This window comes from Bradyrhizobium sp. WSM3983 (assembly GCF_000473045.1).
Taxonomy (GTDB): domain Bacteria; phylum Pseudomonadota; class Alphaproteobacteria; order Rhizobiales; family Xanthobacteraceae; genus Bradyrhizobium.
The window spans coordinates 89,648-112,860 of record NZ_AXAY01000024.1 but is presented as its reverse complement, the minus strand read 5'-3'; the positions used below and the strand labels follow the sequence as shown (position 1 = coordinate 112,860).

General features: G+C 64.7%; 19 protein-coding genes. 12 read left to right on the top strand and 7 right to left on the bottom strand.

Going from position 1 to position 23,213, the window contains the following annotated elements; translation table 11 throughout:
- Window positions 1-6 precede the first annotated feature (6 nt).
- A complete protein-coding gene (locus tag YUA_RS47100; protein ID WP_084292920.1) occupies window positions 7-897 on the top strand; it encodes a hypothetical protein in 891 nt (296 codons plus the stop codon).
- Window positions 894-1,928, top strand: coding sequence for a G1 family glutamic endopeptidase (locus tag YUA_RS0128180; RefSeq protein WP_027533707.1), 1,035 nt, complete (start codon window positions 894-896; stop codon window positions 1,926-1,928). Before YUA_RS47100 ends, YUA_RS0128180 begins: the two co-directional genes overlap by 4 nt.
- 26 nt (window positions 1,929-1,954) lie before the next feature.
- Here the strand turns inward: YUA_RS0128180 and YUA_RS0128175 are convergent, their stop codons facing one another.
- Together YUA_RS0128175 and YUA_RS0128170 are read right to left on the bottom strand one after the other, a co-directional pair.
- Window positions 1,955-3,085 carry a M48 family metallopeptidase gene (locus YUA_RS0128175; RefSeq protein WP_027533706.1) on the bottom strand — a complete coding sequence of 377 codons (1,131 nt, stop codon included), beginning with the start codon at window positions 3,083-3,085 and terminating at the stop codon, window positions 1,955-1,957.
- 3 nt (window positions 3,086-3,088) lie between these two features.
- Window positions 3,089-4,237, bottom strand: coding sequence for a YjgN family protein (locus YUA_RS0128170; RefSeq protein ID WP_198029519.1), 1,149 nt, complete (start codon window positions 4,235-4,237; stop codon window positions 3,089-3,091).
- A 311-nt stretch (window positions 4,238-4,548) separates the two neighbouring features.
- Between YUA_RS0128170 and YUA_RS0128165 the strand changes: the two genes are divergently transcribed.
- Together YUA_RS0128165 and YUA_RS0128160 are read left to right on the top strand one after the other, a co-directional pair.
- Window positions 4,549-5,814 carry a cytochrome P450 gene (locus tag YUA_RS0128165; protein WP_027533704.1) on the top strand — a complete coding sequence of 422 codons (1,266 nt, stop codon included), beginning with the start codon at window positions 4,549-4,551 and terminating at the stop codon, window positions 5,812-5,814.
- Window positions 5,815-5,991: 177 nt separating this feature from the next.
- The gene (locus YUA_RS0128160; RefSeq protein WP_027533703.1) at window positions 5,992-7,266 is read left to right on the top strand and encodes a cytochrome P450; all 1,275 of its coding nucleotides are present in this window, start codon (window positions 5,992-5,994) and stop codon (window positions 7,264-7,266) included.
- 242 nt (window positions 7,267-7,508) lie between these two features.
- Here YUA_RS0128160 and YUA_RS0128155 read toward each other — a convergent pair whose 3' ends face one another.
- Window positions 7,509-8,429: a LysR substrate-binding domain-containing protein gene (locus tag YUA_RS0128155; RefSeq protein WP_027533702.1), complete on the bottom strand. Its 921-nt coding sequence runs from the start codon at window positions 8,427-8,429 to the stop codon at window positions 7,509-7,511.
- A 125-nt stretch (window positions 8,430-8,554) separates the two neighbouring features.
- Between YUA_RS0128155 and YUA_RS0128150 the strand changes: the two genes are divergently transcribed.
- From YUA_RS0128150 to mdlC, 4 genes are all read left to right on the top strand, one after another.
- Window positions 8,555-9,724 carry an acyl-CoA dehydrogenase family protein gene (locus tag YUA_RS0128150; RefSeq protein WP_027533701.1) on the top strand — a complete coding sequence of 390 codons (1,170 nt, stop codon included), beginning with the start codon at window positions 8,555-8,557 and terminating at the stop codon, window positions 9,722-9,724.
- 10 nt (window positions 9,725-9,734) lie between these two features.
- A complete protein-coding gene (locus YUA_RS0128145; protein ID WP_027533700.1) occupies window positions 9,735-10,838 on the top strand; it encodes a CaiB/BaiF CoA-transferase family protein in 1,104 nt (367 codons plus the stop codon).
- Window positions 10,839-10,852: 14 nt separating this feature from the next.
- Window positions 10,853-11,704: a MaoC family dehydratase N-terminal domain-containing protein gene (locus tag YUA_RS0128140; protein ID WP_027533699.1), complete on the top strand. Its 852-nt coding sequence runs from the start codon at window positions 10,853-10,855 to the stop codon at window positions 11,702-11,704.
- A gap of 151 nt (window positions 11,705-11,855) precedes the next feature.
- Complete coding sequence (mdlC, locus tag YUA_RS0128135) at window positions 11,856-13,490, top strand: benzoylformate decarboxylase (protein WP_027533698.1); 1,635 nt, start codon at window positions 11,856-11,858, stop codon at window positions 13,488-13,490.
- Window positions 13,491-13,494: 4 nt separating this feature from the next.
- Here mdlC and YUA_RS0128130 read toward each other — a convergent pair whose 3' ends face one another.
- On the bottom strand, window positions 13,495-14,271 hold the full coding sequence (locus YUA_RS0128130; RefSeq protein WP_027533697.1) for an SDR family NAD(P)-dependent oxidoreductase: 777 nt from the start codon (window positions 14,269-14,271) through the stop codon (window positions 13,495-13,497).
- Window positions 14,272-14,346: 75 nt separating this feature from the next.
- On the opposite strand from YUA_RS0128130, the gene YUA_RS45245 reads away from it, so the two are divergent.
- Window positions 14,347-14,805, top strand: coding sequence for a MarR family winged helix-turn-helix transcriptional regulator (locus YUA_RS45245; protein WP_198029518.1), 459 nt, complete (start codon window positions 14,347-14,349; stop codon window positions 14,803-14,805).
- 127 nt (window positions 14,806-14,932) lie between these two features.
- Here YUA_RS45245 and YUA_RS0128120 read toward each other — a convergent pair whose 3' ends face one another.
- On the bottom strand, window positions 14,933-15,727 hold the full coding sequence (locus tag YUA_RS0128120) for an SDR family oxidoreductase (protein WP_027533696.1): 795 nt from the start codon (window positions 15,725-15,727) through the stop codon (window positions 14,933-14,935).
- A gap of 55 nt (window positions 15,728-15,782) precedes the next feature.
- Window positions 15,783-16,478 (bottom strand): hemolysin III family protein, encoded by a 696-nt coding sequence (locus YUA_RS0128115; RefSeq protein WP_027533695.1) that lies wholly within the window; start codon window positions 16,476-16,478, stop codon window positions 15,783-15,785.
- 183 nt (window positions 16,479-16,661) lie between these two features.
- On the opposite strand from YUA_RS0128115, the gene YUA_RS0128110 reads away from it, so the two are divergent.
- Both YUA_RS0128110 and YUA_RS0128105 read left to right on the top strand, forming a co-directional pair.
- On the top strand, window positions 16,662-18,131 hold the full coding sequence (locus tag YUA_RS0128110; RefSeq protein ID WP_027533694.1) for a YcjX family protein: 1,470 nt from the start codon (window positions 16,662-16,664) through the stop codon (window positions 18,129-18,131).
- Complete coding sequence (locus tag YUA_RS0128105; RefSeq protein ID WP_027533693.1) at window positions 18,128-19,156, top strand: YcjF family protein; 1,029 nt, start codon at window positions 18,128-18,130, stop codon at window positions 19,154-19,156. The genes YUA_RS0128110 and YUA_RS0128105 overlap by 4 nt, the downstream gene beginning before the upstream one ends.
- A gap of 42 nt (window positions 19,157-19,198) precedes the next feature.
- On the opposite strand, the gene YUA_RS45240 is transcribed toward YUA_RS0128105, so the two are convergent.
- A complete protein-coding gene (locus YUA_RS45240) occupies window positions 19,199-20,839 on the bottom strand; it encodes a glycosyltransferase family 39 protein (RefSeq protein ID WP_245285280.1) in 1,641 nt (546 codons plus the stop codon).
- Window positions 20,840-21,197: 358 nt separating this feature from the next.
- Here YUA_RS45240 and YUA_RS0128095 point away from each other — a divergent pair, with 358 nt between their 5' ends.
- On the top strand, window positions 21,198-22,934 hold the full coding sequence (locus YUA_RS0128095) for an adenylate/guanylate cyclase domain-containing protein (protein WP_027533692.1): 1,737 nt from the start codon (window positions 21,198-21,200) through the stop codon (window positions 22,932-22,934).
- Window positions 22,935-23,213: the final 279 nt, after the last annotated feature.

Here is a 23,213-nt window from a genome sequence, read left to right as displayed (position 1 = left end):
GACGTCATGACAGGTAACACAGGCAATACAGGGAATACCGGAAATACGGGAAATACGGGCAACACAGGCAATACCGGCAATATCGGAGGCGTTGGCTGGTTCATTTCCGACCGGGTCGACTTGCCATTCGTCACAAGGCTTGCCCCAGGTGGAATGAGCGACCTTGGCTCGCTGCGACGAAACCCGCCGGCGTCCTTCGGTGACAGACAATGGTCGGCGAATTGGTATGCATGGCGCGTCTTGCATCACATGGTGGCCGAGGTCCCCGGCTGGGCGGCGACCGTCGACGCTGACGGCATGTTCACAAACATTCGGAACACCCTTGTCGCCAACTTCAACAGCCAAATCGATGACCTTGTGCTCGCCGCTCGGGACGAACGGCCGGATGCGATGGGCCTTATTCTCTCGCAGGATAGCGAATTCTTCTCTGATTTTCTGGCCGTCCTGACGATCCGGCCAGGATCGCATCCGCAAACCTGGCGCGTATTGAACATCGCCAGCCTGATCGGATCGTTTGCGGCATTGTATTTCAAGGACAAGTACGACCTGCCCAGACCAACGCAGATCTGCCCCGCATTGCTGCCGCCCATCCCCGTGCCCGGCCACTCATCCTGGCCGAGCGGGCACTCCACGCAGGCGCATCTGATGAAGAACTGCATGCTCAGGATATTTGCGGCGACGGCGATGCCTGCGGCCGACCAGATGGTATGGAGCGCTGACTTGACGGTTCTGGCGGACGAGATCGCGCGAAACCGCGAGATCGCCGGCTTGCACTACGCCGGGGATTCAGCGGGCGGCGCCAGGCTCGCAGACTTGATGGATACCGTCATCCTTATACCGCACGCCGTGCCGCTGTTTGATCAGGCGATTGCCGCCGCTGCGGGGGAATGGCAATGACTCGCGAAAAAGCGTCCCACCCCCGCATTGACGTCGACGCATTGAGGAAGCTCGTCGGGGCTTCGATCACAAGCACGCCACCTCCGGGAGAGTTCGACCCGTTGGCAGCGTCACAAGAAGACTTGAAGAAATTCGGCTTCCCGGTGCGGCCGGATCCGATGCTTCATCCGACCGAATACGCGTTCTGGCAAAGGATGTTCGCCAAGTCGCTCGCATTCGAGGCATTCGACTTCGAAATACTCCCCCTGGTTGCAACACAGGGTCGCGGATTTTTCTGGGAATCGCCGCGGCGGCAAACCAGCCTCAATTGGTCTGGCGCCTACATCACGCCCCGGGACGGCACGGTATTTTCGTCGATTTGGGCAATGTTTCAGGTTCCTACGCCGAACCTGCCGCCGGGTGCGAAGCCCGGCGAAAAGGATCTCAGTTCCACATGGATCGGCTTTGACGGGCAGCGCCGGTACTACATGTCGACTCTCCCGCAGTTCGGCACGGCACAGAATATCGAGCCGAACATGGGTATCCCAACGCGGTCATTCTTCGCATGGTGGCAATGGTGGGTCAGAGACCTCGGAGGCCAGCAGCTTCCGATCAAGCTCACTGCACCGGTGATTCGTGCCGGTGATCTGGTCATGTGCTACATGCAGGTAGCCGTCGATCGCGCGGCGGTGTCGTTCGTCATCACGAATCTTACGACCGGCCGCGTCGTGCAGTTCTCCCAGAACGCGCCGCCCCCGGTCGGAGCGGGGCTGCCCTTCACGGTTTCAGGCGCGACCGCAGAATGGGTGATGGAGAGACCGGCGATCCCACCCGATCCCGCTCCTATGCCGCTTCCAGACTATGGCACGGTGGATTTCCGGGACTGCGGAGCAACGGCGATCAACATGAAGACCGGCGCGACGGTGGAACGATCCCTCTCCGGGGCCAAGCTCATCGATATGTACGTCGTGAGGCAAAATCCGGAGAGAACCGTGAAGATCTCGATCCCGAAGCAGCTTGATACGACGGAGTTCCTCACGGAGTATCTTTAAACCAAAGCGCCTGATGGCAATTTGCCCTAGATCTTCCCGCTGCCGCAAATGCCCTTCAGCGCCTGCCACTCCTTGTCCGTGAGTAGCGGCGGGCCGCTGGCGGGACGGTCTTCCTTTGTCATGCGCGCGAGGCGGTCCTCGGTGAGCGGATGGCTCGCCAGGATCGTAAAGCCTGATCCGCCCTCCTTGCCGGTGATGCGGAACATCAACTCGGCCGCTGGCTTCGGCGAGCGGCCGAGCGCGTGCATGATCTCGATCGCGAACGTATCCGCGTTGGTCTCGGCCTCGCGCGAATAGGAGGCTTCGACCACGCTGCGCGAGGCGAAGATCACGGCAGACGAGCCGGTGACGTCGCCGAACAGCAGGCCGATCAGGAACGAGGTGCCGCCGTTGTAGATCAGGCCGCGCATGTTGTCGTGATGCTTGAGATGGCCGAGCTCGTGGGCGAGGATGCCGGCGATTTCGTCGGGACTTTCGGCCTTGTCGAGCAGGGCGTTGAGCACGAAGACCTTGCCGCCCGGCAGCGCGAACGCGTTCGGCACCGAGCTCGGCAGCACGCCGGCCGTCATCGCATCGTCGTCGAGCCCGGCAGCATCGCGCAGGCGGTTGACGAGCTTGGAAAAAGCCGCCTGGCCAGCCGGATCGCTGCAGGACTCGCGGCCGAAGATGGCCTTCACCTGGACCTCGGACGCGTCGCCGATCCGCCGCTCGATCGGTTTCGGCACCAGCGGCGCCAGCCGATCCGCGGCAAGCGGCACGCCGAACATCACGACGCAGACGATCGAGACGGCGGCCGCAACCGACCAGCCGACGATTTTTGCAACACCGCGGCCGGTGGTCTGGTGCTCGTCGAGCCGCTGACATCGTGCGGCGAGATCGGCTCCGAAAGCCGCATCGCGAATCTCGAGCCGCGCCAGCGACGGCGCGGACGTCGCGGTCAGGCGCAGGATGCCGGCCGGACTGTCGGCCCGACGGATTTCGTCATAGGCCCAGCGCGTGACGGTCCAGCCGGCCTCCACGGCGCTCTGCTCGGCGATCTCGAGCGCGTCACCGAGCGTCAGCATGACTTGCCGCCGGCGGCTCGATAGTCCGTCGAAGAAGATCGCGGGCTGTCCGGGCTTCGTCTCGGCGCCGGGCTCGGCGGTCACATCACTCACGATCTAGAATCCTGCGACATCGAGACCATCGGCAAAGCCTTCGCCGAGCGCACTGGCGAGCTCGCCGCTGGCGCGGACATCGGCTGCGGCTTCGATATCATGCACCACGACGGTCTCCAGCACCTTGGCCCAGAGATCGCGCTGGAGATAGACGCGCATGACGATGTTGATGGCAAGCGCAAGCGCGAAATAGCCGATCACCATCATCACCAGCATCGGGATGCTCTTGGCGGCGTGGTCCGGCCCGAACACCTGCTCGGCGGGCACGCCGCTCACCTTGACGACGAGCATGGCTGCACCACCGATATAGAGGCCGAACAGGGTCGAGAGCAGCATCCACCAGCCGATCGTCTTCCAGTAAAGGCCGTAGAATGCATTGTGCGGCAGCTCCGAGGACAGGCTGACGCCGCCGATGCGGATGCCGTTGAGCCACCAGCGCCATTCGCGCGCCTTGAACTCGGCATAGAAGAACGGCGCGAGCGGGAAGATCACGATCGCGATCGGGCTGAGCAGCCACAGCCACCAGCCGCGCTTGAAGAACTCCCAGCCGTTACCTTCGAAATCGCCCTGCAGATCGCCGAAATGCGTGTGCTGCATCTTGTAGCGCTCCAGCGATGCCTCGCGCCAGGGGAGCGCCAGGCCGAGCGTCAGGAACACCAATAGGCCCCACAGCATCGCGCGGAACGAATAGACCCAGCCGGAGCCGTCCATCCAGAAGCGCACGCCGCGCCAGACGGTGCGCGTCAGACGATAGCGCCGCGCGCGAAAGATCGCGAACTGGCCGAAGGCGTAGAAGGAGATGAACAGCGGCGTCGAGGCGAAGCCCTGCCAGCGCTCGAACTCGATACCGACGAGGAAATAGGCGAGATAGATCGGCACCAGGATCGCGAGCGCGAACAGGAAGCCGATCAAGAGCTCTTTGCCGCGGCCGGTATATTCGGCGGCATCGCCGTCGATCGCGGTGTTGGACCACAAATGTCGGCGGATGTCGGTGACGAGCCAGAACCGGTAGAAGCCAAAGGTGACGAGCTCCAGCATGGCACCCTTGGTGACCATCTTGCGGAACTCAGTGCGATTGCCGGTGAAGTCGACCCGCGAGGGCGGCAGCGGCGGCGGGACCGGTTCGGAGGGGCCGACGGGAGTCCATTGCATGTCATTCACGGCAGCAACCTCGGGATGCGGATCTGATCCGCTCAAACTATAGATTAGAGATTGGTCGATCCCCAAGATGGACGGGTTCGATTTACCTCGGTTTCGAGCGATTTCTCGCACGATTTCACGGCAAGCGGCGTGCGGGAGGTCACGTTCACGCAAGAACGTGACGGCCGCCCGGCGCTCCCGCGAAGGTTGGATGTGGTAAAACTCGCCCTTGCTCCGGCGCAGACAACGGGCTGTAATTGCAGCCCAAATGCCGCAGCGCAGAATTCAAGAAAATCGCGCGGTTCATGTCAGGGAGAGCGGTCATGCACGGGACCATCGAGAGCGCGGGAAAAATCGACGCATTGCGCGAGCGCGCGTCGTCATTGCCGCTGGAGCAGTACGACCCCGGCGACCCCGAGCTGTTCAGGACCGATACGTTCTGGCCGTATTTCGACCGGCTGCGGCGCGAAGACCCTGTGCACTATTGCAAGGATTCGATGTTCGGGCCGTACTGGTCGGTGACACGCTACAACGACATCATGGAGATCGAGACCAACCATTCGGTGTTCTCCTCGGCCTCCTCGCTCGGCGGCATCACCATCCGCGACATCGATCCGGACCTGCGCCGCGAGAGTTTCATCTCCATGGATCCGCCGCGGCATGCCGCGCAGCGCAAGACGGTGGCGCCGATGTTCACGCCGACGCATCTGGACAATCTCGCGCTCAATATCCGCAAGCGCTCGGCCGAGTGCCTGGACAATCTGCCGCGCGGTGAAGTGTTCGACTGGGTCGACCAGGTCTCGATCGAGCTCACCACGCAGATGCTCGCGGTGCTGTTCGACTTCCCCTGGGAGGACCGCCGCAAGCTGACGCGCTGGTCGGATATCGCCACCACCATTCCCGGTCCCGACGGACTTGTCGCCACCGAGGACGAGCGCCAGGCTGAACTCGCGGAATGCGCCGGCTATTTTGCGCGTCTCTGGAAGGAGCGCATCGAGCAGCCGCCGAAGAGCGACCTGCTCTCGATGATGGCGCATGGCGCCGCGACCCGCGACATGGATGCCAAAAACTTCCTCGGCAATCTCATCCTTTTGATCGTCGGTGGCAATGACACCACCCGCAACACCATGTCGGGCTCGCTTCTCGCGCTGAGCCAACATCCAGAGCAATACCGCAAGCTGCGTGAAAACCCCGCGCTGCTCGACAGCTTTGTGCCGGAGGTGATCCGCTGGCAAACGCCACTGGCGCATATGCGCCGCACTGCACTTGCCGATTTCGAGTTCCGCGGCAAGCAGATCAAGAAAGGTGACAAGGTCGTGATGTGGTACGTCTCGGGTAACCGCGACGCCGAGGCGATCGAGAAGCCCTACGATTTCATCATCGACCGCGCCCGCTCGCGCACGCATTTGTCCTTCGGCTTCGGCATCCACCGCTGTGTCGGATTGCGGCTTGCCGAACTCCAGCTCAAGATCATCTGGGAGGAGATCCTGAAGCGATTCGACCATATCGACGTGGTCGGCGAGCCGAAGCGGGTCTATTCGAGCTTCGTGAAGGGTTTGGAAGCGCTGCCGGTCAAGATTGCGGCGTGAGTTTGAGCGACACCCACGAGGACGCTGCGCCCCCTCTCGCGCTTGCGGGAGAGGGTTGGGGAGAGGGTATCTCCGCAACGGGACAATCCCCCAGAGGAGAAAACCCTCACCCGGCGCTGCGCGCCGACCTCTCCCGCAAGCGGGAGAGGTTTGAAAAACACACTGGAGTGACTGCCCATGAACATTCAAACCCCGGTCAAGGCCGACAAGGCCGAACGCATGCGGCGCGCGCGCGAGGAAGCCTATGCGACCCCGCTGAAGAATTTTCACCCCGGCGCGCCCCGGTTGTTCCAGGACGACACCTTGTGGCCGTGGTTCGAGCGCCTGCGCAAGGAAGAGCCGGTGCATTACTGCACCAACGCGCCGATCGAGCCGTACTGGTCGGTGGTGAAATACAACGACATCATGCATGTCGACACCAATCACGGCCTGTTCTCCTCCGACTCGACCCTCGGCGGCATCGGGATCCGCGACGTTCCGCCCGGCTATGACTGGCCGAGCTTCATCGCGATGGACCAGCCCAAGCACTCGTCGCAGCGCAAGACGGTGTCGCCGATGTTCACGCCGGCGCATCTGGACGATCTGGCAAAGCTGATCCGCCAGCGCTCGCAGACCGTGCTCGACAATCTGCCGCGCAACGAGACCTTCAATTTCGTCGAGCGCGTCTCGATCGAGCTGACGACGCAGATGCTGGCGACCCTGTTCGACTTCCCCTGGGAGGAGCGGCGCAAGCTGACGCGCTGGTCGGACGTCGCGACCGCACTGCCCAAGAGCGGCATCGTCGAATCCGCCGAACAGCGCCGCCGCGAGATGGACGAGTGCTACGCCTACATGTCGAAGCTGTGGAACGAGCGCGTCAACTCCGCGCCGCGCAACGATCTCTTGTCGCTCATGGCCCACAGCGACTCCACGCGCTTCATGGACCCCGACAACCTCATGGGCAACATCATCCTGCTCATCGTCGGCGGCAACGACACCACGCGCAACACCATGACCGGCTCGGTGCTGGCGCTGAACGAGAATCCCGAGCAGTACGACAAGCTGCGCGCCAACCCGGGGCTGATCGACACCATGGTGCCCGAGGTGATCCGCTGGCAGACCCCTCTGGCGCATATGCGGCGCACTGCGCTTGCTGATACCGAGATCGGCGGCAAGCACATCAAGAAGGGCGACCGCGTCGTGATGTGGTACGTCTCCGGCAATCGCGACGAGGAGATGATCGAGCAGCCGAACGAGTTCATCATCGACCGCGTCCGGCCGCGCACGCATCTCTCCTTCGGCTTCGGCATCCACCGCTGCGTCGGCATGCGTCTCGCCGAATTGCAGCTGCGGATCATCTGGGAAGAGATGCTGAAGCGGTTCGACCGCATCGAGGTGGACGGCGAGCCGAAGCGGATCTATTCGAGCTTCATCAAGGGATATGAATCGTTGCCGGTGAGGATACCGGGGTAGGCCCAACTGTCATGCCCGCGAAGGCGGGCATCCAGTACGCCGCGGCTTCTCGATTCTAGCCGTGCCGCCTCTGGAATACTGGATTGCCCGCTTTCGCGGGCAATGACACCGAGAGTGGAGCGAAGAGCGCATCGTCCCTGACACTCGGCAGGCGCGGCACCCAGCTATAAAATTTCGGCATGACAGGTCGCGCCAGATGCGAAGGCAAGACGGCGGCTGACTGTTCTACGACACCAGCGCATCTAACTCAATTTGATGTCCCACACGCCTTCCTTGCGGCAGGCGGCGACTTCGTCACGCAGGAGTGCGGTGACGGCCAGCGAGGCCGTCGAGGCCGGGCGGTCGATCGGAGAGGCGAAAATGAGCTCGCGCGACATCGGTTTGGAGACGACAGCGATTTCCAGCCGCCCGTCCGCGACTTCGGCATGGACGGACGATGGCGGCAGCAGCGCGAAGCCGAGGCCTTCCTCGACCAGGCTCGTCAGCACGCGGAACGAATCTGCTTCCAGCTGGACGTTGAGCTTGATCTTGCGCTGTGCGGCCGCGTGCTCGATCAGCGCACGGAGGCCGTGGGAATGACTGGGCAACACCAGCCGCTGCCGCAGCAGCCAGCCGATATCGACGTTCTTCTTGCGCGCGAGACCACACCCGCGCGGGCCGACCGCGACGATGTTGTCGCGCCCCAAGCTCTGCACATTGAGATGCAGATCGGCGGAGCGGCCGTAGAGGATGGCGAGATCCATCTCGCCGCGATGCAGCCATTCGACGATATGGCCGCTGTAGCTTTCGACGATGCGCAGCGAGATGCCGGGATATTTTTCGACGCAGCGCCGCGCAAAGCGCGCCGACAGCACGCAGCTTACGGTCGGCACCAGGCCGAGCACGACCTGGCCGGACGGCAGCCCCTTGGCCGACTGGATGTCGTCGCGGATCTGGTCGATCTGCCGCACGATGCCGGACGTGCGCGCCAGCAGCAGCCGGCCGGCCTCGGTGAGCACCATGCCACGGCCATTACGGGTGAACAGTTCCGTGCGCAGCTCATGCTCCAGCAGCTTGATCTGCCGGCTCAGAGCCGGCTGCGCCACGCGCAATGTGTCGGACGCCTTGCTCAGGCTACCGAGCTCCGCCACGCAACTGAAGGTCCTGAGCTGCCGGAAATCCATGCTTGCCAATCCTGGAAGGCTACTCCATACGCTATAGCAAATGAGCATAGGGGGCTGGCATTGTTTTCACAACGCCAGAGGGTTGGCCGGCGTTATCTTAACTGCCGCTATCAACGGGAAACGCCATGAGTGAAGAACACCACAGCGAAGATCACGCCGACATCCGCGAAGCCGTCGCAAAGCTCTGCGCGCAGTTTCCCGGCGAATACTGGCGCAAGCTCGATCGTGAGATGGCTTACCCCAAGGCGTTCGTCGACGCGCTGACGCAGGCCGGCTATCTCTCGGTGCTGATCCCCGAGGAATATGGCGGCGCGGGCCTGAAGCTTTCGGCGGCGGCTGCAATCCTCGAGGAGATCCAGCGTGCGGGGTGCAACGGCGGCGGCTGTCACGCCCAGATGTACACGATGGGCACGGTGCTGCGGCATGGCAATGACGAGCAGAAGGCAAAATATCTGCCGAAGATCGCGAGCGGCGAATTGCGCCTGCAGGCCTTCGGCGTCACCGAACCAACCAGCGGCACCGACACGTCATCGCTGAAGACCTTCGCGCGCAAGGAAGGCAACGACAGCTATATCGTCAACGGCCAGAAGATCTGGACCAGCCGCGCCGAGCATTCCGATTTGATGGTGCTGCTGGCGCGCACCACGCCGAAGGAGCAGGCGAAGAAACGCACGGATGGTCTGTCGGTGTTCATCGTCGACATGCGCGAGGCCAGGAACAATGGCCTTGAGATCCGCCCGATCCGCACCATGATGAACCACGCCACCACCGAAGTGTTCTTTACCGACATGAAGGTGCCTGCGGAGAATCTGATCGGCGAGGAGGGCAAGGGGTTTCGCTACATCCTCTCCGGCATGAATGCCGAGCGCATCCTGATCGCGGCCGAATGCGTCGGCGACGCCAAATGGTTCATCGCCAAGGCCACGAATTACGCCAAGGAGCGCGCGGTGTTCGGCCGGCCGATCGGCCAGAACCAGGGCATCCAGTTCCCGATCGCCAAGGCCTACGCCTCGATGCGCGCGGCCGAGCTGATGGTGAAGGAAGCCACGCGCAAATACGAGGCCGGGCTCGACTGCGGCGCGGAGGCCAATATGGCGAAGATGCTCGCGGCCGATGCGTCCTGGGAAGCGGCGAACGCCTGCATCCAGACCCATGGCGGCTTCGGCTTCGCCGAGGAATACGACGTCGAGCGCAAATTCCGCGAGACGCGGCTGTATCAGGTGGCGCCGATCTCGACCAACCTCGTGCTGTCCTTCATCGCCGAGCACGTGCTCGGCATGCCGCGCTCGTACTGAGGCAGCAATCATGGGAGCACTTGACGGGATCAGGGTGATTGCGGTCGAGCAGGCGGTGGCCGCACCCTTCTGTTCCTCGCGCCTGGCGGATGCCGGTGCGGAGGTGATCAAGATCGAGCGGCCAGAGGGCGATTTCGCCCGCGGCTATGACGCGGCGGCCAAGGGCCAGAGCAGCTATTTCGTCTGGCTCAACCGCGGCAAGCAATCGGCGGTGGTCGACCTCGCCACCAAGGAAGGGCGCGCCGAATTGGAGAAGCTGATCGCGAGCGCCGACGTGCTGGTGCAGAACCTCAAGCCCGGCTCGATGGACAAGCTCGGCTTCTCGCGCGAGCGCTTGCTGAACGACTATCCGAAGCTGATCTCCTGCACCATCACCGGCTATGGCGACGACGGCCCCTACGCGCACCGCAAGGCCTATGACCTCCTGATCCAGGCGGAGAGCGGACTTGCCTCGATCACCGGCAATCCCGACGGCGCCTCGCGCGTTGGCATGTCGATCGTCGACGTCGCGACCGGCGCCACCGCGCATGCCGCGATTTTGGAGGCGCTGATCGCGCGCGGGCGGACCGGCAAAGGCTGTGACATCCGCATCTCCATGTTCGACGTGATGGCAGACTGGTGCACCGTGCCGCTGCTCAACGCCGAGGCCGGCAATCCGCCGAAGCGCATGGGCCTACGTCATCCCTCGATCGCGCCCTATGGCGTGTTCACCTCGCAGGACGGCAAGGACATTCTGATCTCGATCCAGAGCGAGCGCGAGTGGAAGACGCTCTGCGCCGAGGTTCTGGACCAGCCCAATCTCCCCGCCGATCCTCGCGTCGCCAACATGGTGGAGCGCGTGCGCAACCGCGACTTCACCGACAAGACGGTTGCCGATATCTTCGGCAGGATGACGCGCGACGAGCTGTTGAAGCGGCTGTCCGACGCCGACATCGCGTTTGCCGAGGTCAACACCATGACCGACCTCACCAACCATCCGCATCTGCGCCGCATCGAGGTGGATACCCCGAACGGCCGCGTCAGCTATCCCGCGCCGGCGCCGATCATCGTCGGCGAGACCCGCGCGTACGGCGCGGTGCCGGCCATCGGCGAAAATCCCAAAGCCAAGAAATAACAGAGCGAGGCGTCATGACCGGGAAGCTCGACATCGATCATCTCAGGCAATGGATCGGCCGCAGTGAAGAGGCGACCGACATCGTCACCGCGCAGCTCGTCAAAGGCCTGCGCGCGACGCTGTTCCAGGAGGTCAGCGAACCCAGGACGGGTGACGCCGCGCCGTTCACAGTGCATTGGTGCCTGGCGCAGCCGGTGTTTCCGATGTCGATGCTAGGGCCCGACGGCCACCCGACCCGCGGCGGTTTCCTGCCGCCAGTGCCGCTGCCGCGCCGGATGTGGGCCGGCGGCGAGATCGAATTTTTGCAGCCCTTGCGCGTCGGCGATGAGTCCACGCGGACCTCGCGCATTGCCGACGTGCAGATGAAGACGGGATCGACCGGCACGCTGTGCTTCGTCTCGGTCGAGCACAGCATCTCCTCCCCGCGCGGCGTTGCCATCCGCGAGCGGCAGGACATCGTCTATCGCGAGATGACGACCAACGCGACCGCGACCGCAAAAGCTCCGCCCCTGCCGCCGAAGGCACAGCACCGCGAGATCCATGTCTCCGATCCCGTGCTGTTGTTTCGTTATTCCGCGCTGACCTTCAACGGCCACCGCATCCATTACGACCGCGACTACGTCACCAAGGTCGAGGGCTATCCGGGCCTGATCTTCCACGGACCCTTGCAGGCGGCGCTCATCATCGAGATGGCGGCAAAACTCCGCAGCGGCAAGCCGCCGAAGAAGTTTGGCTATCGCAGCGTGCAGCCGCTGTTCGCGGGCAGCGAGTTCTCCATCAACGCCAACGAGACCGCTGATGGCATGGAGCTGTGGACCGCGAACGCCGAGGGGCAACCGACGATGAAGGGCACGGCGGTGTGGTGACATGCACACCGCTCCCTCCTCGTCATTGCGAGCGCAGCGAGGCAATCCAGCGTCTTTCCGCGGTGACAGTCTGGATTGCTTCGTCGCAAGGGCTCCTCGCAATGACGGGGTGAGGCTGCTACCTTCAATAAACAACAGGGGACGGAAACCAATGTCCAAGAACGGCAAGACCGACGGCAAGACCGGCAGCAAGTCCGTCACCGTCAAGCAGGCGACGCTCGACCTGCTGCGCGCCTTCGGCATCAGACGCGTGTTCGGCAATCCCGGCTCGACCGAGTTGCCGTTCCTGAGCGACTGGCCCGACGACATCGACTATGTGCTGGCGCTGCAGGAGGCCTCCGCCGTCGGCATGGCTGACGGCTATGCGCAGGCGACGCGCAATGCCGGTTTCGTCAATCTGCATTCGGCGGCCGGCGTCGGCAACGCGCTCGGCAACATCTACACCGCGCATCGCAACCAGACGCCGCTGGTGATTGCCGCCGGCCAGCAGGCCCGCTCAATCCTGCCGCTGCAGGCGTTCCTCTATGCCGAGCGCGCCTCTGAATTTCCGCGACCTTACGTGAAATACAGCGTCGAGCCCGCGCGCCCCGAGGACGTGCCGGCCGCGATCGCGCGCGCTTATTACACCGCGATGCAGCCGCCGTGCGGGCCGACCTTCGTGTCGATCCCGATCGACGACTGGACACATGCCTGCGCGCCGGTCGAGGCACGCAAGGTCAGTCGCGAGATCGGACCCGAGCCGGAGGCGATGAAGGCGCTGGTTGCCGCACTCGGCTCCGCAAGACACCCTGCCCTCGTCGTCGGCCCCGGTGTCGACCGCGCCGGCGCGGTCGACCTGATGGTGCGCGTCGCGGAGAAGGCGAAGGCGAGCGTCTGGGTCAGCCCGTTCTCGGCGCGCTGCTCGTTCCCCGAGCGGCATCCGCAATTTGTTGGCTTCCTGCATGCCTCTCCGGCACAACTCTCCGACGCACTGCGCGAGCACGACCTCGTCGTCGTGATCGGCGCGCCGGTATTCACCTTCCATGTCGAAGGCCACGCCGCGATCTTCGACGGCGGCGCGACGATCTTCCAGATCACGGATGATCCGGATGCTGCGGCGGTCACACCGGTCGGCACCAGCATCATCGCGACCATGAAGCCGGCGCTTAGCCTTCTGCTCGACATGCTGCCGGAGAGCAAACGCGCGACGCCAAAGGGCCGCACGCTGCCGCCGGCGCCGCAAGCCGCCGATCCGTTGCCGGTCGAGTTCCTGCTGCATTCGCTGTCGCAGGCGATGCCGGATGGCGCCTCGCTGGTCGAGGAAGCGCCGTCGCACCGGCCGGCGATGCAGAAATTCCTGCCGATGCCCGGCCAGGACAGTTTTTACACCATGGCGAGCGGCGGCCTCGGCTATTCGCTGCCCGCCGCGGTCGGCATGGCGCTGGGTAAGCCGAAGCAACGGACGGTGTGCCTGATCGGAGACGGCTCGGCGATGTATTCGATCCAGGCGCTGTGGACCGCCGCGCAGCGCAAGCTGCCGCTCACCATCGTCGTCATCAACAATTCCGGCTACGGCGCGATGCGCTCGTTCAGCCAGGTGATGCAGGTGCGCAACGTGCCGGGACTGGAGCTGCCCGGGATCGATTTCGTCCGGCTGGCCGAAGGCATGGGGTGCCACGCGGTGCGCGTGAGCAAGGCAGCCGAGCTCGGCGAGGCGCTGAAGCGCGGGATGGCGCACGAAGGCACCAGCCTCGTCGAGGTCGTCGTGGATTCGGCGGTGCCGGTGCTGTACGGGCAGAAGCACTAGGGCGTTACGCCGCCAGAAATCCCCCATCCGCCGCCAGCACGTGGCCAACCACGTACGACGACGCATCGGACGATAGCCACACTACGGCCTCTGCCACCTCCTCGGGCGTTCCCATCCGCCGCAGCGGCAGGCCGGCGCCGACGGTTGCGACATCGCCGACGCCGGCGCTCAGCATCATGTCGGTGATGACACGGCCGGGCGCGATGGCGTTGATGCGGATGCCGCGCGGCGCGTTCTCCATCGCCGCCGAGCGGGTCAGCGAGATCGCGGCGGCCTTCGAGGCCGAGTAGAGCGAGAAGCCGGGATTGGGATTGCGCACGCCGCTGACGGAGGCGTTGACGACGATGCTGCCGCCACCATTCGCCAGCATCGCCGGCAATTGATGGCGCAGGCACAAAAACAGCGCGCGGACATTGGTGTCGAACACGCTGTCGTAGACATCAGTGCCCTGCTGCTCCAGTGGCGCCCGGCGCTCCTGAAAGCCGGCATTGTTGAAGGCGACATCAAGCCTGCCACAGCGTTCGACGGCCGTGCGGACCAGACGTTCGACCTCGTCCTCTCTCGTGATATCGGTCTTGATCGGGATGGCCTCCGTGCCGAACTCGTGGCAGGCGGCCGCGGCGGCCTCGATCTCGGCCTCGCGCCGGCCAGCGACGATCACCGCGTCAGCGCCTTCGGCCGCCATCCGCAGCGCCGTGGCGCGGCCAATGCCGCTGCCACCGCCCGTGACAAGGCAGACCTTGCCTCTCATCCGCTCACCGGTTGGCAAAGTTCCGCTCATGGCCCACTCCAAAACGCTTGCGCGCACCGTTGCACGCATATAGTTGTATGATACAACTATATGCCGGGAGTCAAGATGGCCGAGCTTTCGCTGATCGACGACATCCGCGCCGCCTCGCGCCTGATGGTGCGCGAACTCGGCTTCATGGATGCGACGGTGGCGGCATCGGACTATCCGCCGTCGGCTGTGCATACGATCCTGGAGATCGGCATCCGTGGCCCGCTGACGTCAGGCGAGCTTGGCGATTTCCTGCGGCTGGAGAAATCCAGCGTCAGCCGTTTGGTGCGCAAGCTGATCGATTGCGGCGAGCTGCGGGAGACGCTGGACGAAGCCGACGCCCGCAGCAAGCTGCTGTCGCTGACCGCGAAGGGACGGCGCACGCTGGAGGCACTGCATGCGTTTGGTCGGCAGCAGGTGCGCGGCGCGCTGGCGGCACTGACGGACGCCGAGCAGCGCACGGTACGCGAAGGCATGATGCTTTATGCGCGGGCGTTGCGGATGAGTCGGGTGGAGGAAGCGCAGTCGGTAACGTAGCCACACTCTCGGTGTCATCGCCCGGCTTGACCGGGCGAAACCGCCCAGTACTCCGAGGCGGTCGTGATTGAACCGACAGGCCGCGGCGTACTGGATGCCCCGCCTTCGCGGGGCATGACAGTGTCGCCTACTTCCCGAACTCCTCCCGCATCTTCGCCTGGATCTTGGCCATGCCGCCGATCCAGCGGTCGTAATTCTCGGTCTTCTTGCGCATGTAGCCGAGCACCTGGGGGTGCGGCAGGATCAAAAACGTCTCCTGCTCGAGGCCGGCGAGCACGTCTTTCGCGACCTGTTCGGGCGTGAGGTCGCCGTCGCCGGATTGCGGGCCCTTGGGGATCGAGCGCAGCATGTTGGTGTCGACGCCCTGCGGGCAGAGGATCGAGACCCTGATATTGTCAGCCTTGTGCGAGATCGCGAGATTTTCGGCAAAGCCGACCGCGGCGTGCTTGGTGGTGGAATAGGCCGGGCTGCCGACCTGCGACAGCAGACCCGCGGCCGAGATGGTGTTGAGGAAATAGCCGCCGCCGCGCGCCTTCATGCGGGGGATGAGATGCCGCGCCGCGTAGACATGCGCCATGACGTGGATCGCCCAGCTGCGCTGCCAGGGTTCATCGGAGGCGCCGCCGGCATTGACCGACATTGGATCGAAGCCGCCGCCGATGCCTGCGTTGGAGCAGAACAACGCGATGGGACCGAACTGCCGCTCGGTCTCCTCGATGACGTGCGAAACGTCTTTTTCCTGCGCGACGTCGCATTTGAAGGCTGCGCCATCGACCATGGCGGCAACGGCACGCGCGTTCGCAGCGTCCATGTCCGCGACCACGACCTTGGCCGCACCCGCCTTGTGAAAAGCCTCGCACAGCGCCTTGCCGATGCCGTTAGCGCCGCCCGTGACGACCACGACCTTGCCGGTCACCTGCATGCGACGTCTCCTCTTGTCTTTTGCCGCGCCGCTTATGCCGCTTCGCGGAACCAGCTCAGCTCAACACGAGGTCGAGCACCGCAGTATAATGGCATGCCGCGCCGGCCAAGACAAAGCCGTGCCAGATCGCGTTCTGGAAGCGCAGCCGCCGCCAGGCGTGGAAGACCACGCCAAAGCTGTAGAGCATGCCGCCCGCAAGGATGAAGCCCAGCACCAGCGCGGGCAGCGCCCTGACCACGGGTCCGTAGAGCATCACGCCGCTCCAGCCCATCGCGAGATAGATGCCGACGGCGACGCGATCGAACCGGCCCGGATAGCGAAGCTTCAGCACGATGCCGAGGATCGCCACGCACCAGACGCAGACAAGCAGTGCCAGCGCAAACACGCTGTCCTTCACCTCCAGGATGAACGGCGTATAGGTCGCCGCTATCAAAAGGTAGATCGCGGAATGATCGAACCGCCGCAGCAGCCATTTGACCGGCGAGATCGGCCAGAGATTATAGGTTGCCGACAGCACCAGCATCGACAGCAGCCCGGCGACATAGATCGAGACGCCGACGATGTTGGTTGCATCGGCATAGACAACCGCAAGCACCACCAGCACGGTCGCGGCGATGATGCCGGAGAGCACACCGATCGCGTGGATGATGCCGTCGGCGATCAGCTCGGCGCGATCATAGTTCCAGCGGACCGCATCGGCTGCGGCGTGGACGGAGGTGAACGCAAGTTGTTTCAATCTGAAGACCATGATGGCAATCCACGAGGTGAGGCAATGCCCTCTTGTATGGGTGTTTCGGGACCGGCGCGTCGTTCAATCGGTTGATTTGCCGACAAAGGCGGTGGAAGTATGAAGCTTGATTTTCGTCAGGCAGTTGCCACTTTTGTGACTAGTCCATTTTGCGTATTTGCCCCCCGCCGAGATCCCCGCGTTCATATGGCATTCAGTTTCCAGGATATGGTCGAGGAGGCGCGCCTGTCGGCCCGGGCGCTGATCGACTATGGCGAGCATTTCTTCAATCCGACGGTGCGGCTTGGTGTCACCGGCCTGTCGCGGGCCGGTAAGACCGTATTCATCACCGCGCTGATCCATGGGCTGACGCGCGGCGGCCGGTTTCCGGTGTTCGAAGCCTGTGCCTCGGGCCGGATCGCGCGGGCGCATCTGGCGCCGCAGCCGGACGATGCCGTGCCGCGCTTCTCCTATGAAAGCCATCTGCACGCGCTGATCGAGGAGCGGCGCTGGCCGAGCTCGACGGTCGACATCAGCGAGCTGCGTCTCGTCATCGACTACCAGCGCCCGAACGGCGCCGACCGCACCTTGACGCTCGACATCGTCGACTATCCCGGCGAATGGCTGCTCGACCTGCCACTGCTGCAAAAGAGTTTTGAGCAATGGTCGGCGGAAAGCCTGGCGCTGTCGCGCGAAGCACCACGCGCGCATCTGGCCGCGGACTGGCACGCGCATCTGGCAACGCTCAAGCCCGAGGCGCGCGAGGACGAACAGGCGACGCTGACGGCCGCAAAGCTCTTCACCAGCTATTTGCGCGCCTGCCGCGACGAGCGGTTTGCCATGAGCCTGTTGCCGCCTGGCCGTTTCCTGATGCCCGGCAGTCTCGCCGACACGCCGGCGCTGACTTTCGCCCCGCTCGACGTGCCCGTCGGCAGTCAAGCAGCGGAGGGATCGCTGTGGGCGATGATGGTGCGCCGCTACGAGGCCTACAAGGACGTCGTGGTGCGGCCGTTCTTCAGGGATCATTTTGCACGGCTCGATCGCCAGATCGTGCTCGCCGATGCGCTTTCCGCATTCAACTCCGGACCCGAAGCGCTGCACGATCTCGAAGCCGCGCTGGCCGGCATTCTCGACTGCTTTAACATCGGCCGCAGCACGATCCTCTCCAGCCTGTTCCGGCCGCGCATCGACCGCATCCTGTTCGCGGCGACGAAGGCAGATCATCTGCATCATTCCAGCCACGATCGACTCGAGGCCGTGCTGCGCCGCGCGGTGACCCGGGCGCTCGCGCGTGCGGAAATTACCGGCGCGCAAATCGATGTGGTGGCACTTGCCGCCGTCCGCGCCACCCGGGAAGCTCAGGTCACCCGTGGCCGCGACAAATTGCCCTCGATCCTGGGAACGCCGGCCGCAGGCGAAAGCGCCGGCGGGGAATTCTTCGACGGCAACACGGAAGTCGCGACCTTTCCGGGCGATCTGCCGCTGGATCCAGAGCCGCTATTCAACGGCACCGATGCGTTCCGCGGCCTCTCCACGCAGGCCGCCGAGAAGAGCGATTTCCGCTTCCTGCGCTTCCGTCCGCCCAGGCTCGAGCGCGAGGAAGCGAACGAGCCCACGCTGCCTCACATCCGCCTCGACCGTGCCTTGCAGTTCCTGATCGGAGACAAGCTCGCATGAACGACCGATCCCAGCCGCGGCGGCCGGCGACGTTCCGGCTGGACGATCCCGGCGTCGTCCTGACCGAAGCCGACGAGACGAGCCGGCTCAGCCGTGCCGCCATCCAGATCACGCCGGAGCCCGATCCGGCGACATTGCCGGTGCCGATCGAAACCGCGCTTCCGGCGCGACGCGGGTTTCCTTGGGGCGCGGTGTTCTGGTCCGGCGTCGCCGGGTTGACACTGCTCGGCACCGGGCTCGGCGTTGTGCGCTTGATCGAGGATCTGTTTGCGCGCAGCGAGAGCCTCGGCTTCGTCGGGCTCGCGCTCGCCTTCGTCACCACGCTTGCGCTCGCGGTGGTGATCGGGCGCGAGGCGTTCGGGCTTGCACGCCTTGCGACGATCGAAAAACTGCATCGGCGTGCCGCCGAGGTGCTCGCCAGCGATGATCGCAAGGAGAGCCGCGCCATCGTGCAGGATCTGATCGCGATTGCACATCAGAACCCGCAGCTCGCACGCGCCCGTGCCGCGCTGGAGACCCATACCGGCGAGATCATCGACGGCGCCGACATGATCCGGCTCGCCGAGCGCGAGTTGATGTCGCCGCTGGATGCGCAGGCACGGCGGCTGGTGTCGTCGGCCGCGCAGCGGGTCTCGATCGTGACGGCGGTGTCGCCCCGCGCGCTGTTCGACGTGCTGTTCGTGTTCGTGGCCTCGCTGCGCCTGATCCGGCAGCTCGCACGGCTCTATGGCGGCCGGCCCGGCGCACTCGGCATGATCCGCCTGCTCCGTCACGTCATCGCCCATCTCGCCATCACCGGCGGCCTCGCCGCGAGCGACAGCCTGGTGCAGCAGATGCTAGGGCACGGGATTGCAGCAAAACTGTCGCAGCGTCTGGGTGAAGGCATGCTCAACGGGCTATTGACGGCGCGGCTGGGCCTCGCCGCGATCGACGTCACAAGGCCGCTGCCGTTCGCAGCCCTGCCGCCGCCGAAGTTATCGGATCTCGCAACAGATCTGCTGCGGAAGAAAGAGGACGGGGAGTAGCGGCGCCGCTCTTTCTTACCCTCCCCTGGAGGGGGAGGGTCGCTACGCATGCAGCGAAGCGAAATGCGTAGCGGGGTGGGGTGACAGTCTCTCCACTTCGCACACTGCCCGCGTGGAGAGATCACCCCACCCCGCTCGCGCTACGCGCGATCGACCCTCCCCCTCCAGGGGAGGGTAAGCAAGCGCGGGTCTCGTGCTGATCTCCCCCGCCAGCACGCGCCACGGGAATAGCGGCGAGTCCTTTGGCGGAGAAAGCTCCGGGGTCCATCCGGTGAGCTTGTCGATTGTGTAGGTGTCGATCAGGACACCGCGCCAGCGGCGTTCGACCTGTCCCAATGGCTCGCGCTTCGCGGGGATCGAGTCCCACAGGGGCGAATGATCGTCGGGCTGGCGGCCGATATAAATTCCCGCCTGCCCCCTGATCCGGTCCATGCCGGGATCGCGAAAACCCTGGAAGCGGCCGCGCTCGTTGATTTCGATCACCGGCACGCGGCCGCGGAACAGCCAGCGCATCATGGCGTAGGTGCGGTAATCCGTGGTCGCGATCCAGGTCGCGCCGGTCTCGTCCAGCGCGGCCTGCGCGCGCGCCACGACCTGCTCGTAGCCGGCCTCGGCGCCGATCGGATCCATCTTGCCGAGGAAATTCCAGGGCGCCGCGACGTAATAGAGGAACACGATCACGACGAAGGCGATCCCCGAGACCAGCGCCGTGTTCGCCCAGAACATGCTCGACCGGATCATCCGCGCCGAACACCCCACCCGAGGCATCATCGCGAGATTGATCGCCGCGGCGGCAAAGCCTATCGGCCACATGAACATCGGCCAGGTGTCGCCGACCCTGAGCGTCAGTGACTTGAAGAAGAAATAGACGAACGGCACCAGCGCCGCCGTCGACAACAGGATCGCAACCGGCTCGCGCCGGCGATAGCCGCGCCACGCCGTCATCACCAACCCCAAGAACACCACCGGCACCATGACGAAACCGACGAGGCCGAATTGCAGGCCGACATAGTCGCCGACGGTGCGCAGCGAGATGCCGTAATTGGTGGTCGCGCGCACGCCCTGGAAACGGAACGAGGCCCAGTCATGCTGTGCGTTCCAGATCAGCACCGGCGAGAACACCGCGATCGCGATCAGCGCCGCGAGATAAGGATAGGGGCTGCGCAGCCAGCGCCAGCGCCAATCCGGCACCAGCAGGAACGCAGCGACCGCGGGCGCGAACATGATCGCGGTGAATTTCGACAGCAGCGACAGGCCCGCGAACAGCCCGGCCGCGAGCCACCAGCGTCGATCCCCGCTCTGCGCAAGCCGCACCAGCGACCACACCATCGCCACTGCAAACGGGATCATGGCGACGTCGGGCGCGACCTTGGCCATCAGCAGGCCGTAATAGAGCGCGGCCTCCGGCATCAGAACCGCAACCACGATCGCGCGCACATCATGGGTGAGGCGGCGGACGATGTCGGCGAGCAGGCACTGCGTCACCAGCATCGCGATGATGCCGCCGAAGCGGACACCGAGCACGGTGTCGCCGAACATCGCGGTGCCGAAGCGGATCAGCCAGGCGACGCCGGGCGGATGATCGAGGAAGCTCAACGCCGCCTCTTTCGACCAGGTCCAGTAATAGGCCTCGTCGGTGCGCAGCTCGATCGCGGAGGCATAGACGATGCGCAGCGCCGTCATCGCCGCGATCACCAGCGCGGCCACGACGAGCGGCCGGCGCGACGCGCCGTTGGGCTTCACGGTGATGTCGGGAGCGATCGTCACGGCCGCGCTTTTCCCTGAGTTGGGAGGGGGAGTCAATGTGGGGATGTTGCCGTCCACGTCTGCCGCGCCGGACAGAACCGTAGGGTGGGCAAAGCGAAGCGTGCCCACCGCCCCACGATGCGCCGGAATGGTGGGCACGGCGCAAGTGCGCCTTTGCCCACCTGCGGTACATACGATTACGTAACCTTGCCGCTTATGTGATCCCGCAGACCGCCCACCCGCGGAATTTAACTCTGTACTGGCTGTTCTCCTCAATGAACTGGTACAACGGATCATGGCCGCCACCGCCCTTTCACGATTGCCCGAACTCGTCCGCTCGACCAGCGCGCGGCAGGTGCGGCTGGTCTGCGGCGTCATCCTGTTCTCTTACGTGGTGAGCCATTTCCTCAACCACGCGCTCGGCAATATCTCCGTCGATGCCATGCAGATCGGGGTCTACTACCACACGTCGTTCTGGCAGTTCCTTCCCGTCGCGATCGTGTTCTATGGCGCGGCCCTCACCCATATGGGTCTCGGCGTCTATGCGCTGTACCAGCGCCGCCAATTCCGCTGGAAGGCGATCGAGCCGCTGCAGCTGGTACTGGGGCTGAGCATCCCGGCGCTGGTCTTGGCGCACGTGATCGGCGTGCGGGTCGGGCAGACGCTGTACGGGCATGAGAAGCTCTACCCGCAGGAGCTCTATCTGTTCTTTGTCGCCGCGCCCAATCGGCTCTGGACCATGACGATCCTTCTCATCGTCGCCTGGGTGCACGGCTGCATCGGGATCTATTTCTGGCTCCGGCTCAAACCGTTCTTCATCCGCGCGGCGCCGTACCTGCTGGCGGCCGCGGTGCTGATCCCGACGCTGGCGCTGCTCGGCATCTACCAGGGCGGCCGCAGCGTCGCCGCCGAGAGCGAGGACGGCGAGTGGCGCACGCATAATTTCACGCAGCGCCAGGTCGGCACGGTCGCAGAGGCCGATACGCTCGATCGCATCACCGGCGCCCTCACCATCAGCTATATCGGCCTGCTCGGCCTGGTTCTGCTCGGGCGCGGCGTGCGCGGCTGGCGCGAGCGGCGCGGCGGCATGATCGCGCTGTCCTACGGCAACGGCAAAACAGTGCGCGTGCCCAAGGGTCTCTCGGTGCTGGAAGCGAGCCTGCGCCACAATGTGCCGCATGCCAGCGTCTGCGGCGGCCGCGCCCGCTGCTCGACCTGCCGCATCCGCATCATCGGCGACCACGGCACCTTGCCCGAGCCGTCGCAGCGCGAGGCCTTCGTGCTGGCCCGCGTTGGCACCGCCGATCCCTCGATCCGGCTTGCCTGCCAGCTGCGGCCGAACTCCGATCTCTCCTTCTTCCAGCTGTTCATGCCGCAGATGCTGTCGGCCAACGCGCATGCGTCCTCGCCTGCGCGAATCGGGCAGGAGCGCTATCTCGTCAGCCTGTTCGTGGACATGCGCGGCTCGACGCAGTTGGCCGAGAAGCGGCTGCCGTTCGACACCGTCTTCATCGTCAATCGCTTCCTCGGCGCGGTGTCGCAGGCCGTGATCGAGAATGGCGGCCAGCCGAACCAGTTCGTCGGCGACGGCATGCTGGCGCTGTTCGGCCTCACCAGCGATCCGCAAGAAGCCTGCCGGCAGGCGCTGAAGGCGGTAGCCGGCATCGCGACCCATGTGGACGAGCTCAACGAACTGCTGAGCCACGATCTGCGCCAGCCGATCCGCTTCGGCATCGGCGTCCACGGCGGCGAGGTCATCATCGGCGACATCGGCTACCGCGACCACATCGTCTTCACCGCGCTCGGCGACGCCGTGAACGTCGCAGCCCGTCTCCAGGACATGACCAAGACGCTGGCCTGCGAGGCGATCGTCTCGGAAGAGGTCCGCCGCGCCGCCGGCCTTCACGACGATGCGCTGCCGAAGCAGGAGGTCGCGATCCGCGGCCGCGACGAGCCGATGGTGGTGCGCGTCATCACCGACACCAGGACATTGTCCGCCCTCATCGCCGGCGGCGAGCGCGTCGCGGCGTAAGGCGCTGGAGGTGTGCTCCCTCTCCCGCTTGCGGGAGAGGGTCGGGGAGAGGGTGTCTCGGCAACGGGACAATCCCCAAGAGGCGAGAGCCCTCACCCGCGCCTTCGGCGCGACCTCTCCCGCAAGCGGGAGAGGTGCAGCACCAACACCGCGTTGCTGCAGCGCAATGGCATGGGCTTGCTGCGAAAGCACGAATTGACTTCACGTGAGTCGTTGCGACAGATGAGCGCGAGATCGCGGTGATGACCGCGAGCCAACGGAAAGCTCCGGGAGGAGACG